The sequence below is a fragment of the Hwangdonia sp. genome (assembly GCF_048381975.1).
Taxonomy (GTDB): Bacteria; Bacteroidota; Bacteroidia; order Flavobacteriales; family Flavobacteriaceae; genus Hwangdonia; species Hwangdonia seohaensis.
The window spans coordinates 15,442-29,276 of record NZ_JBLWYT010000007.1; the positions used below are offsets into that span (position 1 = coordinate 15,442).

The following is a 13,835-nucleotide window of genomic DNA, read 5'->3' on the forward strand; positions in this document are numbered from 1 at the left end:
AATGACAACAACGCTTAGAAATACATTGATATTGGGCATTTTAATTGTGATGGTTGGCTGTGGGAATAAGCAAAAAAAAGAAGAAAACAACGTGGCAACAGAAAAACAGATAACAGCAAAAGATATTTTAGGTAACCCTGATTATTTGGCCATTTCTTATGGCGGTTATAGGCAAACGTCGCGGGATATTCAACCCACTATTGAAGAGCTTAAAGACGACATGAAGATTCTTGCCGCTATGGGTGTTAAAATATTGCGCACTTATAATGTGCAGTTACAGCAAGCGCCAAACTTATTAAAGGCTATTAGTGAACTAAAAAACGAAGATTCAAACTTCGAAATGTATGTTATGCTTGGTGCTTGGATAGATTGTAAAAACGCGTGGACAGACCAAACACCGGACCATAATGTGGAAAGCGAACAAAATGCTGGCGAAATAGACAGGGCGGTAGCCCTGGCGAAAGCCTATCCGGACATTGTAAAGGTAATTGCCGTTGGTAACGAAGCCATGGTGCGTTGGGCAACAAGCTATTTTGTGCAACCCAACGTCATTTTAAAGTGGGTCAATCATTTACAGGATTTAAAGCAAAAAGGCGAGCTTTCAAAAGATTTGTGGATTACAAGTTCAGACGATTATGCCTCTTGGGGCGGCGGCGATCCGAGTTATCATACACCGGATTTGGAAAAGCTAATTAAGGCTGTCGATTATGTTTCCATGCATACCTATCCGTACCACAACTCACACTATAATCCGGAGTTTTGGAAAGTGCCGGAAAATGAGCAAAACCTATCCGATTTAAAAAAGATAGATGCGGCCATGTTGCGGGCTTTTGAGTTTGCAAAAAAGCAATACAATGATGTTTATAAATACGTAAAAAGCATTGATGCATCAAAACCAATTCATATTGGCGAAACAGGTTGGGCAACGGTTTCAAATGGGCATTATGGTAAAGATGGGTCTCGTGCTACAGATGAATACAAATCAGGACGCTATTATGAGTTGATGAGGGCTTGGACTAACAAAGAAAACATCTCTTGTTTTTACTTTGAAGCGTTTGATGAGCCGTGGAAAGATGCCAGAAACCCGTTAGGTTCAGAAAATCATTTCGGACTTTTCAAGGTCGATGGTCAAGCTAAATACGCGCTTTGGGATTTGGTTGATAAGGGTGTTTTTGAAGGTTTAACCAGAAATGGAAACCCTATAACAAAAGCCTATGATGGCGATAAAGATGCTTTAATGAGAGGCGTTTTGGTGCCGCCAATAAAAGAATAAAGATGAAAAACTATATCGTACTATTTGTAATGCTTTTTGCTTTTGCATCGTGTAAAAACGAGGCGCAAAACTCTGTGGTTTCGGTAAGCGAGCGTCAAATTCTTGTAAACGGTTCGCCCTATCTTATAAAAGGGATTTGCTATCATCCTGTTCCAAAAGGAAGCGATAAAAGGGATTTTAGCGCTTTAGCCCAAGATTTAGCCTTAATGGTCGAGGCAGGTATTAATACCATCCGCGTTTATGCGCCTATTGATAACAAAGCGGTTTTAGACGACATACATGCAGCCGGAATTAAAGTGATTATTGGTTTTGGGTATAATCAAAAAGGAAAGTTCGATATACTTTCAGGAACATATATCGATTACGTAAACAAGTATAAAAACCACCCATCCATTTTAATGTGGGAACTGGGTAACGAATACAACTACCATCCAGAATGGTTCAGAGGCGACATAAAAAATTGGTATAAAGCCATGAATGATGCTGCAGAACTTATCCATAAAAACGACAGCAATCATCCCGTAACAACAGCTCATGGCGAGCTGCCCGATGCATTGGCGTTGTCAATGGGGCCAAATATCGATGTTTGGGGCATGAATGTGTACCGTTGGGACGATCCATCAAGTATTTTTTTCCAATGGGAGGCCGTTAGCGAAAAACCCATGTATTTATCCGAAGCAGGTGGCGATAGTTATATGACCATTTCAAAGGCTGGATTTGAAGAAGGTATTAATGAAAAGGCACAAGCTGAAGCCAATAAAAATATTTTAGACAAAATTTTTGAAAACCAAGAGGTTTGCTCAGGTGTTACCATGTTTTCATTTACAGATGGCTGGTGGAAAGCAGGAAATCCGGATAAGCAGGACATTGGTGGTTGGGCGCCCAACAGTAGCGGCGTGCCATACGACGGGGCTCCAAACGAAGAATTTTGGGGCATTGTAGATATCGATAGAAACAAAAAAGAAACATTTAGTGTTGTAAAAAATAAATATAATCAGTTAAAACATTAGGAAAATGAGGCAATGTAATTATGTAACAATCTTTATAATGGCGATAGTATTATCAAGTTGTAATGTGAAAGATAAAGCGTTGGATTTTGAGGTTTACGAAACATCGGAAAGCGGAAATAAGCTAACCAGAATTACCGAATTTAAAACACTGGATAGTGTTGTTAAAATAACTTTAAACCCCGAAAAAACGTTACAAACCATTACAGGTTTTGGCGGTTCTTTTACGGAATCTTCAGCTTATTTGCTGAACAAGTTGAGCAAAAAAAACCGCGATACCATTCTTCAGGCTTATTTTGGTGAAGAAGGCGCGCGCTATTCATTAACAAGAACCCATATTAGTTCCTGTGATTTTTCATTGAGTAATTACACCTACGCACCGGTTGAAGGTGATATGGAATTGGAAAACTTCTCCATTGAAGAAGATCGTGACGATTTAATTCCAATGATAAAAGACGCGATGGCGATTTCAAAAGATGGTTTCAAAATTATAGCCTCACCTTGGACGGCGCCGCCATGGATGAAAGATAACAATGCCTATGTTGGTGGCGAGTTATTGCCACAATATTACGATACATTCGCCCTGTTTTTTTCTAAATATTTAGACGCCTATAAGGCAGAGGGCATTGATATTTGGGGTTTAACGCCTGTTAATGAGCCTCACGGAAACGGCAATAATTGGGAGAGCATGCACTTTTCGCCCGAGGCAGAAACAGATTTTGTTCAAAATCATTTAGGACCAAAACTTGAAGCCAATGGTATGGGAGCCGTTAATATTCTTGGTTACGACCAAAATAGAGCCGGTTTAAAAGAATGGGTCGATGCCATGTTCGCTACCGAAGAATCTTCAAAATATTTTGCCGGTACAGCCATTCATTGGTATGAGAGTACTTATGATTATTTCCCCGAAGCTTTACAATACGCGCACAACAAGGCACCAGAAAAATACTTGATAGAAACCGAAGGCTGTATAGATTCTCAAGTTCCGGTTTGGCAAGACGATGCTTGGTATTGGAAAAAAGAAGCCACAGATTGGGGCTATGATTGGAGAGAGCCCGAAAAAAAATATTTACACCCAAAATATGCACCTGTAAATCGTTACGCGAGAGATATTATTGGTTGCCTAAACAATTGGGTTGATGGTTGGATAGATTGGAATATGGTATTAGACCGACAAGGTGGACCAAATTGGTTTGAAAACTGGTGTGTCGCCCCGGTTATTGTAGACCCGGAAAAAGATGAGGTTTACTTCACGCCACTATACTACACCATGGCACATTTTAGCAAGTATATAAGACCTGAGGCTAAAGTTATTTCGCATGATAATTCAGATGAAACCCTTATGGTCACAGCTGTTAAAAATCCTGATGAATCCATCGTATTGGTGTTGTTTAATGAAGGTGATACGCCTAAAAGTTTCAATATTAATTTAAACGAACAATCTATTGCTGTTTCAATAAATGAAAAAGCCATTCAAACTATAGTCATTCCAAGTCAACAATAAAAACACCTGCACAATGCTAACTAAAAACTAAAAAAAGTATGTCTAAAACGAATAAAGTACCCATGGGTCAAAAAATAGCTTTCGGAATTGGTATGTTCGCTAACCAAATGTTCCCTGCTATTCTGGGCATTTTTATGGTAGTTCTAGTGCAAGATTTAGGTTTTCCTGGGTGGATGTGGGGTATTCTGTTTTTTCTTCCAAGGGTGTTTGATGCTTTTACCGATCCAATTATGGGTTTTATATCAGATAATACAAAATCCAAATGGGGAAGACGCAGGCATTATGTTTTTCTTGGTGCATTAATTATGGGCATCTCTTTTGTTATAATGTGGCAATTATATAGAACAGACGGTGTAAACTATAATTTTACATACTTTTTAATTTGGTCTTTTGTGTTTTATTTAGGGCTAACCATTTTTAGTGTTCCTTATGTGGCTATGGGTTACGAAATGAGTAATGATTTTCATGAACGCACGGATATTATGGCTATTGCCCAATGGATAGGCCAATGGGCATGGGTAATTGCGCCTTGGTTCTGGGTTTTTATGTACGATCAAAACTTGTTTGAATCGGCAGATGTAGCAACACGAAGTTTGGCTGTTTGGGTCGGTATCGCTTGTATGGTTTTTGCCATGGTCCCAGCAATTTTTATACATAGTAAATCGACAATTAATGAAAATTATGCGCCTTTAAATTTTAAGACCATTGGCGGTAGTTTAAAAAAGATTTTCGAAGGTTTTAAAGAAGCATTTAAATCGGTGCCTTTTCGACAATTGTGCATCGCCACCTTTTTTATTTATAACACCTTTTATACTATTGCGAGCTTTTCGTTTTTCATTGTAGTTTACCATTTATTTGGAGGCGATGCCGGAGCGGCAGGAATCTGGCCCACCTTATTTGGCAGTGTGGGTGCCTTGGCTACCACGTTTATTGTTATTCCGATAATTACCGGAATGTCTAAAAAAATAGGTAAAAAGAAAGCTTTTATAGTCTCACAAGCAATCTCAATAATAGGGTATATTCTACTTTGGTTCCTGTTTATTCCGGGGAAACCGTATATGTTTTTATTTGCACTTCCGTTTTTTTCATTCGGAATTGGAAGCTTGTTCACATTAATGATGTCTATGACTGCTGATGTTATCGATTTGGACGAATTAAACACCGGGCAACGTCGCGAGGGTGTTTTTGGAGCTATTTATTGGTGGATGGTTAAATTTGGGTTTGCCATTGCTGGATTGTTAACAGGCACCATTATGTCGGCCGTAGGATTTGACCCAAATTTGGCTACCCAACCAGAAGGTGCCGTTTGGGGGCTTAGGGTGTTTTATTCAGGATTTCCTATCGTAGGTACTTTAATTGCCATTTATGTGATGCGGAACTACGATTTAACCGAAGAAAGAGCGAATGAAATAAGCGAGCAGTTAGAAAAACGTAAAAGTACACCATAAACACAGTATTATGTCTCTCAAAGCAGGAAATATATTGTCGCTCTCTGGTGGCAATCATGAAAATAAAACGACAAAAGGATTACAAAATACATTTAGCAGGGTATTAAAAAGTGGTATGCACGGAATTTGCTTTAGTGCTTACGAGGAAGGACAGGAAGCCGGAGATCAAATTACCGAAAAACAAATCCGCCGACGCATGAAAATTATTAAACCATACACGAAATGGATTCGTACTTTTTCATGCACAGACGGAAACGAACTTATTCCCGTAATTGCTAAAGAATTTGGTATTAAAACAATGGTTGGTGCTTGGTTAGGTAATGATGCCGAAATTAACAAAAGGGAAATTGAAGGCCTAATTAAACTGGCTAAAGAAGGATTTGTAGATATTGCTGCAGTTGGAAACGAAGTGATGTACAGGGGTGATTTAACCGAGGCGGAACTTTTAAGTTTTATGCACCACGTAAAGAAAGCTATTCCAGAAATTCCAATGGGCTACGTTGATGCGTATTATGAGTTTACAAAACGCCCAAAAATCACTGAAGCTTGCGATATTGTTTTGGCAAATTGTTATCCTTATTGGGAAGGATGTAGTCTGGAATATTCTTTAATTTATATGAAGGATATGTTTAACAGAGCATTAAAAGCTGCCAACGGAAAAAAAGTTATAATTACTGAAACAGGCTGGCCTAGTCAGGGTTCAGGGTTGCATGGTGCCGTTCCTTCTTACGAAAACGCCATAAAATATTTTATTAATACTCAAGAATGGGCCAAAGAAGATGATATTGATGTGTTTTATTTTTCTTCTTTTGATGAGTCATGGAAAGTTGGAACCGAAGGCGATGTTGGTGCTTACTGGGGCTTATGGGATAAAGATGAAAAATTAAAATATAAAAACAACATTCTTGGTTTTAATACCTCAAAGCATTCTTTAATAAAAAGTCAGTAATTTTCTTTTAATCGTAAAGAATTCCTCGAGGTTCTACCTCGGAGTTTCCGATGAAATTGTCATTCCCGAGACATCGGGAATCTAAATAACAAATTTCGGTTTTTGGCTCTAAGACCAAAATGAAACGAGTGAAGTACCTCTATGGCCCTACCTCGATGATAGTTCGTTCAAGAAATTTTTTATTCAGTTCGTTTTTCGTTAAAATAACCTTAAATATTTTCTGTAACTAACTATCTGTCAAGCTAAGCGGAGTTAACAACTTAATTTCTTACGGTTAAACTCAGATATTTACCACTACATCACCCATACAAATAGCTTTATCTGAAACGATGAAGCTTTTTTATTTGGATTGGCAATAAGTCTTACAAACCCCTATTATATGTATAATACGTTTTGTTAAAAATAGAATAAACCCTGGTTTTTATTGCGTTGTATACTTTTTGTAGTGCTCTCAAATAAGAATTTCACATAGTTTTATTAATATATTTATTAAAGCGACAAATTCAGTTTTCATTTCGCTTTAACTAAAGCATACTTTAAACACTGAATTTGTTTTAATACTAATAATTCTTAAAACTAAATTATGATGAAAAAAATTACTTTATTTCTTTCAAAAATCACATGGTCTATTGTTACACTGGTATTTATGATAAGTATGTCTGCTTCCGGACAAACCCCAGGAGGCGATTGGTATTTAAAATGGAGCGACGAATTTAATGGGAACTCTTTAAACACTAACCATTGGAATGTTGAAGTTGGGAATCTTAACATAAACAATGAGTTACAAACCTATACTGCCGATAGAGTGACGGTTGGCAATGGCCATTTAACAATATTTGCCTCTTGGGATTTTCAAGAAAACCGTATGGAATCGGGTCGAATAAATTCGGCTGATAAAATCGTATGGGACGAAGGTTATACCGAAGCACGAATTAAATTTGAAGATTGGGACTGGAATGGAAAAGATGCAACTTTTGCTGCATTCTGGTCGATGGGAGAAAGTTTTGGTAATTCAAATATAAGCGCCCATAATGTAAATGGTGGTTCGGCATGGCCAAGTTGCGGGGAAATTGATATGATGGAAATGGTTCCCAATCATGACGCCATTTCTACAATCCATTACAATCCATCATTAGACTATAATGGCGATGGCGATTCAGACGTTCAAAACTGGCCGCACAATTGGGTTTATCATACCGTAAGCAGACCTGCTCCAGATTGGACACAGTGGCATACCTTTGGTTGTGAAAAAACAGATACCGAGTTAAAGTTTTATATAGATGGCGTCTATTTCGGTTCGCATTATTTAGATGAAACAAGAAAAGAGTATCACCAGGCTTTCTTTTATATTTTAAATGTAGCCATAGGCGGTGATTTGGCGGGCAATCCTCCAAACAATTATGACGTTTATGTAAAAATGAATGTTGATTACGTGCGCTATTATAAACGCCCTTGGACTATTTCATTAAAAGGCAGCAACAACAAATTTGTGAGTTCCAATAATGGTTCGTCGGCAATGATGTGTGATCGCCCAAGCGTTGGAGACTGGGAAAAATTTGATATCATAGATCAGGGTGACGGAAAAGTGGCTTTAAAAGGTTCTAACGGAAAATATGTAAGCTCTAACAATGGTGCGTCGCCAATGAAATGTGACCGATCAAGCATTGGAGGATGGGAAGTTTTTACCTGGGTTGATTTGGGTAACTCGCAATTTGCTTTAAAAGGAAGCAATGGAAAGTACGTAAGCTCTGAAGGTGGCAACACAGGAATGATGTGTAACCGCTCAAGCATCGGAGCGTGGGAAACATTTAACTACCAAACTACTACCCACTCTGCTAAAAATAGCGCCAAGGATAAAAACTTATTATCTGATGACATCAATGAAAATTTATTATCGGATATCACTGTATTTCCAAACCCCGCAATAAACACGCTAAACATTAATACTGAAGAAAAAAACTATACCTTATCGGTATTCGATATGCTAGGTAAGCAAGTCTTTAAAGCATCTGAAATTAATGGTGCAACTGCAATTAACGTAGAAAAAATGAACACAGGATTGTATGTAATAAAAATAAACTCTGAAAACGGAACACATACCCAGCTCGTGGTGGTTAATTAATGCTTTCCGAACCAATAATTAAAAGCTGTTTCGCTTACTTCGAAACAGCTTTTTTTTACACTTTTTTTATATGAATACAGGTCAATTTGCATCCAAATATTTACTGCAATCACCTTTTCTTCAAGGTTATACAGAGTCATAGATTGGTTTCTTGTAGTACAACTCAAATATTTACCACTACATCACCCATACAAAACGGCAATATGTCAACCAGTAAAGCTGTTTTTAAAAGCACCATAAACCGCACTATTGCCCTGTAGCTGTGCTCTGTTTTATGAAAAATTAGATAAAGCATAACTTTTATTGCGTTGTATGTTTTTTGTAGTGCTGTTAAATGTGAATTTCACACAATTTTGTCAATATATTTATAAAAATGACAATGTTGGTTTTTAGTAGGTTGAAGTTCGACCTCCCGTAAATACTGATTTTGTTTAAATATTAACTAATTCATAAAACTAAATTACGATGAAAAAAATTACCTTATTACTTATCTTTTTGACTGTGTCTCTTGGATTTGCGCAGCCAACAACCAATGCTACCGATCCGCAGGCTAGAGATGCAGGAGATGTTATTTCTATTTTTAGTGGTGCCTATACCGATGTGGCTGGATCGAATTTCAACCCAAACTGGGGTCAATCTGGTTTTGGCACTGCAAATACGGCTTTCGATCCCGGGACGGGAAATACCGTATTGGCTTATACCAACTTTAATTATCAAGGCGTTCAATTTGGATCTACTCAAAACATAACAGGAATGGAATTCTTGCATGTCGATATTTATATCGATGGTACATTCAATCCTAATGTATTTGTGATTAGTTCAGGTGCTGAAATTGCCCATGCCATTACAAATACGGGAGCAAATACATGGATTAGTGTAGATATCCCGGTAACTGGAATTACGGGAGACACTTCTAATGCGATTCAGTTCAAGTTCGACGGTGGCAATGGATCTACAGACGCTATCTATGTAGATAACTTATATTTTTGGAAGGCAGAAACAGACCCTGCAACAGATGCAACATTAAGCGACCTGCAGGTTGACAATGTTACGATTACTGGTTTTGGATCGGCTACAACGTCTTATGATTACTCCGTTCCACCGGGAACCTCAATTGTACCGCAAATTACTTTAGCGACTACAACTAATGCCGGTGCATCACGTGTAATAACTCAAGCGTCTGGTATTCCCGGAACAGCTACGGTGGCCGTTACAGCCTCAAATGGGATAGATACGGAAACATACACAGTTAATATTTTTGCTAGTGGCCCTCCTACAGCTGCCCCATTACCCCCTAATAGAGCACCTGCCGATGTGAAGTCAATTTTTAGTGACGCCTATACCGGTATTACAATTGATACTTTTGATACACCATGGTGTCCCGGAACAACAACAGAAGAGTCGATTTCCGGTAATGCCATGAAAAAAGTTAGTGGCTTAGGTTGTGAGGGTGTAGAATTCATAAACGGTAGATTTGACGCTACAGAGTTTACTCATTTTCACATGGATATTTTTACAGAGACAGCAACCATGGATAAGAGTTTCAATATTAAATTTTCCAACTGGGATAATGGCACATCGGAATCAAACGCTATAGAATATTCTGTAACCAATGCAAATTTCTTAACCAATCCGAATCCAGGTACATGGATATCTTTAGATATACCTTTATCTGATTTTACCGCTGGAAGTAGAAATGATATTACACAATTTATAATAACATCAGATTTGGGAACTGTTTATTACGATAATTTATATTTATATAAAGGAACACCTTTAAGTACCGATGACTTCGAATTATCGGTATTCAAAGCATATCCAAACCCCACACATGATAGTTGGACGGTGCAATCTAAAAACCAAAATATAGCATCCATTAAAGTGTTTGATATTTTAGGAAAACAAGTGTTATCACTTTCTCCCAATTCAAGCGAAGCAAACATTGATGGATCGAGCTTAAAAATCGGATTGTATTTTGCACAAATACGTACCGAGAATAGTTTACAAAGTATAAAGCTTGTGAAAAAATAAATAAAACCATATATGTTTTAAAACCCTATAAACGCTGTTTATAGGGTTTTTTTATACGCCATGTTTCTCTTTTATCGCTGTGCTCTCTTAACTTAATATCAATCGATTAAAATGCTGTGTTAAATTAATTTAGGTGTTAAAATTTTGAATTACTAAAAATATTTCTTTAATATTGCATTATGTATTACATAATACTTAATACGAAAAACTAACGTTATTTAACTAATTCAAATCATTTTAGTATGAAAAAAAGAAAGTTTAATATCAATTATTTGATATTTATTTTGCTTTTTTCTTTGCCAATTCTAACTTTTGGTCAAGAAAAAACAATTACGGGAACCGTGGTTTCAGCCGGAGACAGTATGCCATTGCTAGGTGCAACGGTTGTTGTTAAGGGTACGACTACAGGAGCGTCAACAGATTTTGATGGAAACTACACCATTAGCGCCAACACAGGCGATGTTCTTGTGTTTAGCTATGTTGGTTATACATCAAAAGAAGTTACGGTAGCAAGCGAAACAGTAATTAATGTGTCTTTAACCGAAGACGTAGCAATGCTGGACGAAATTGTTATTACAGGTTATGGTAAGCAAACCAGAGCCACTTTAACAACGTCGGTATCAAAACTTGATACACAAATTTTAGAAACATCAACACGATCTAATGCAGCAACTGCATTACAAGGAACCATTGCCGGTTTAAGGGTAACAAACACTACGGGACAACCGGGGTCTACGCCACAAATTGTTTTACGTGGTGGTACTAATTTCGACGGTACGGGTTCTCCATTAATATTAATTGATGGTATTCCTGGATCTTTTTACGCTTTAAACTCTGACGATATCGAGTCTATCGAGGTGTTAAAAGATGCGGCAGCTACCGCAATTTACGGTGCAAGATCTGCTAATGGTGTTATTCTGGTAACCACAAAAACAGGTAAGGTTGGAAAATCTTCTATCAACTACAGATATAAGTATAGTACCAACAATGAAAGAAACGATCAAAAGTATATTGGTGCTGCAGACCATATCAATTACAACAGACAGTCGATTGCTTGGTATAGAGAAGTAGTTAATAACCCTGGCAGCTTTGGTGCGTTTTTAAATGGAAACCACAGTGCGGCGACAGGTAATAACACAACTAACGATCCGTTTACTACACAGCTTTTAACAGCTTCAAACCAATATTTATTAAACCAACCTGGATGGATGTCTATTCCAGATATTTTAGATCCAAGTCAAGACATTTTGTTTTTCGATAATAAGGGTGTTGGCGATCGTATCTATCAAAATAGCGAATCAAAAGACCACTATTTATCATTTGACGGTGGTAACGAAAAAGGGACTTACTATTTAGGCTTAGGGCTTTTGGATAACGATGGTTTAATTTTAGGGTCTGGATTTAAAAGATACTCAGGGAAATTTAGCGGTTCTTACCAAGTAACCGATAATATTAAGGTAAACTCGAATATTTTATATTCACACTCTAATTTAAATTTAAGTCCTTTAGGTGGAGAAGATACTGTTTTTAGAAGATTCCAAGGACAGGCTTCAACCTCAAGAACTTACGATAGTAACCCTGATGGAACTTGGTCTGACCAATATGCCGTAGGGCAAAACCAAGGCTTTGGTAACCCACTATATTACCAAGATAAATTTGTTAGAAAAAATTTAGAGCAACGTTTATCGGCATCGGTTGGTATTAACTGGGATATTATTGAAGACTTAACCTTAGCGGTAACAGGAAGTCATTTTACAATTAATAACCATAACGAAAGCTTTAATAGAGCTTACCGCGTAGGTAGTACTACAGGGCCTTTACGTACAGGTCGTGAAGCAGGTGTTAGTTTAGGCAGAACATTGAGAAACCAATTAACAGGTACATTAAACTATACCAAAAAATTTGGCAATCATAACTTTAACGCCTTAATTGGTGCGGAGTATTTTAAAGATAACGGCTTTAGTACGTTTGCTGGAACAAGAAACTCACCAACAGATTTAATTGAGACGCTTAACGCAGGTGCAGAAGCTGATGGTATTCCTTCAAGTTTTGAATCTGAGTACGTGATAACATCTGCTTTTGGTAGATTGCTTTATGATTTTGATGATAGATATTTATTTCAGTTTAATTACAGATATGATGGTACTTCAAGATTGGGTAATAATAAATTCGACTTTTTTCCAGGTGTATCTTTTGGATGGAACGTGCATAACGAATCATTCTTTGAAGAGTCTTCATTAAGCAACACGGTTTCTAGATTAAAACCAAGATTAAGTTATGGTGTCGCTGGTAATATAGATGTATTAAGCAATTATGGTGTTTACGGTTCTTATGGAGAGCAAGGGGTTTACAACGGTCAAACAGGTTATGCAAATTCTTCTTTACCAACGTTAGATTTATCATGGGAAAAATCAACCACCTTTAATGCTGGTTTGGATATCTCATTTTTAGATAACAGAGTGTCAATCATTACCGATATTTACTCTAGGGACATTAAAGATAAATTAGCAACTCTTACCTTGCCATACTACACTGGATTTGGTGGTATATTAACCAATAACGGAACCATTAGAAATAAAGGTTTTGAATTGCAGGTAAATGGCGATATTATTAGAAACGACGATTTAACTTGGAATGTGGGCGCTACGTTTACCAAAAACAAGAACTATGTGCAGAAACTTCCTGAAAACGACAACGATTTAAACAGACAAGGCGGTACATTAATTTGGAACCCAGATACACAGCAAGAAGAATGGGTGGGCGGTTTCCAAGAAGGACAACGCTCTGGTCACGATTTAGTAGTTGCTTTCGAGCAAGCAGGTATTTATGCTACACAAGCTGAAGCCGATGCAGACAATGCCATTACCGATACTTATATGCCAGGAGCTAGCCGTAACCAACGTTGGGCTGGTGATGTAAAGTGGGTTGATCAAAACGGCGATGGTGTGATTGATGGCTTGGATAGAAAAGTTATTGGGCGTACTACTCCAGATTTTGTTGGTGGTATAACCACAAGTTTACAATACAAAAACTTCAATTTATTTGTTAAAACCGATTTTGCTACCGGACATTTGGTATGGAATCATATTAGAAACAAAGGTTACGGGCAAACACAAGGTAACTTGGCACAGCCTATTGAAGTGTTGGATTCTTGGACACCAACAAACACCGATACCGATTGGCCGCGTTTTGTTTTTGTTAACGGAGCTAAAAACGTATGGAGAGGTAATGAAGGTTCGGGTAGTTTACAAACAGAAGCAAACAATAGGTTCTGGGAAAAAGGCGATTACTTAGCATTGCGCGAAATAACTTTAAGTTATAATGTACCAACAGAGCATTTTAACGATGTTATTAAAAGATTAAACATATATGTAACGGGTACTAACTTGCACTATTTTAAAAGTATGAGTGGTGATACACCAGAAGTTGGTGGTGTGCAATATGGAGAATTTCCAGTTCCTAAAACATTTACAATAGGACTTAACGTAACATTTTAAATTT

Annotated in this window: 8 protein-coding genes; all 8 read left to right on the forward strand. The window is 37.5% G+C overall.

All coding sequences use genetic code 11. The annotated features are described in order from the left end of the window. Nucleotide 1: 1 nt before the first annotated feature. The 8 genes from ACN5J7_RS12720 to ACN5J7_RS12755 all read left to right on the forward strand — a co-directional run bounded on the left by ACN5J7_RS12720 (nt 2) and on the right by ACN5J7_RS12755 (nt 13,831). Nucleotides 2–1,273: a glycosyl hydrolase family 17 protein gene (locus tag ACN5J7_RS12720; RefSeq protein WP_418604195.1), complete on the forward strand. Its 1,272-nt coding sequence runs from the start codon at nt 2–4 to the stop codon at nt 1,271–1,273. 2 nt (nt 1,274–1,275) lie between these two features. Then, entirely contained in the window at nt 1,276–2,283 is a 1,008-nt protein-coding gene (locus ACN5J7_RS12725; protein WP_418604196.1) for a glycoside hydrolase family 2 TIM barrel-domain containing protein, read from the forward strand. A gap of 37 nt (nt 2,284–2,320) precedes the next feature. Further along, nucleotides 2,321–3,784 carry a glycoside hydrolase family 30 protein gene (locus ACN5J7_RS12730; RefSeq protein ID WP_418604197.1) on the forward strand — a complete coding sequence of 488 codons (1,464 nt, stop codon included), beginning with the start codon at nt 2,321–2,323 and terminating at the stop codon, nt 3,782–3,784. Between the two features lie 38 nt (nt 3,785–3,822). After that, a complete protein-coding gene (locus ACN5J7_RS12735) occupies nt 3,823–5,232 on the forward strand; it encodes an MFS transporter (RefSeq protein ID WP_418604198.1) in 1,410 nt (469 codons plus the stop codon). Between the two features lie 10 nt (nt 5,233–5,242). After that, on the forward strand, nt 5,243–6,181 hold the full coding sequence (locus ACN5J7_RS12740; RefSeq protein WP_418604199.1) for a glycosyl hydrolase family 17 protein: 939 nt from the start codon (nt 5,243–5,245) through the stop codon (nt 6,179–6,181). Between the two features lie 583 nt (nt 6,182–6,764). Next, on the forward strand, nt 6,765–8,303 hold the full coding sequence (locus tag ACN5J7_RS12745) for a T9SS type A sorting domain-containing protein (RefSeq protein WP_418604200.1): 1,539 nt from the start codon (nt 6,765–6,767) through the stop codon (nt 8,301–8,303). A 465-nt stretch (nt 8,304–8,768) separates the two neighbouring features. Beyond that, nucleotides 8,769–10,334, forward strand: coding sequence for a T9SS type A sorting domain-containing protein (locus ACN5J7_RS12750; RefSeq protein WP_418604201.1), 1,566 nt, complete (start codon nt 8,769–8,771; stop codon nt 10,332–10,334). 242 nt (nt 10,335–10,576) lie between these two features. Then, nucleotides 10,577–13,831, forward strand: coding sequence for a SusC/RagA family TonB-linked outer membrane protein (locus tag ACN5J7_RS12755; RefSeq protein ID WP_418604202.1), 3,255 nt, complete (start codon nt 10,577–10,579; stop codon nt 13,829–13,831). Nucleotides 13,832–13,835 lie beyond the last annotated feature (4 nt).

What these genes read in the sequence shown, in the direction of transcription:
- ACN5J7_RS12720 (WP_418604195.1), top strand. Translation starts at nt 2, where the DNA reads ATGACAACAACGCTTAGAAATACATTGATATTGGGCATTTTAATTGTG.
- ACN5J7_RS12725 (WP_418604196.1), top strand. Translation starts at nt 1,276, where the DNA reads ATGAAAAACTATATCGTACTATTTGTAATGCTTTTTGCTTTTGCATCG.
- ACN5J7_RS12730 (WP_418604197.1), top strand. Translation starts at nt 2,321, where the DNA reads ATGGCGATAGTATTATCAAGTTGTAATGTGAAAGATAAAGCGTTGGAT.
- ACN5J7_RS12735 (WP_418604198.1), top strand. Translation starts at nt 3,823, where the DNA reads ATGTCTAAAACGAATAAAGTACCCATGGGTCAAAAAATAGCTTTCGGA.
- ACN5J7_RS12740 (WP_418604199.1), top strand. Translation starts at nt 5,243, where the DNA reads ATGTCTCTCAAAGCAGGAAATATATTGTCGCTCTCTGGTGGCAATCAT.
- ACN5J7_RS12745 (WP_418604200.1), top strand. Translation starts at nt 6,765, where the DNA reads ATGATGAAAAAAATTACTTTATTTCTTTCAAAAATCACATGGTCTATT.
- ACN5J7_RS12750 (WP_418604201.1), top strand. Translation starts at nt 8,769, where the DNA reads ATGAAAAAAATTACCTTATTACTTATCTTTTTGACTGTGTCTCTTGGA.
- ACN5J7_RS12755 (WP_418604202.1), top strand. Translation starts at nt 10,577, where the DNA reads ATGAAAAAAAGAAAGTTTAATATCAATTATTTGATATTTATTTTGCTT.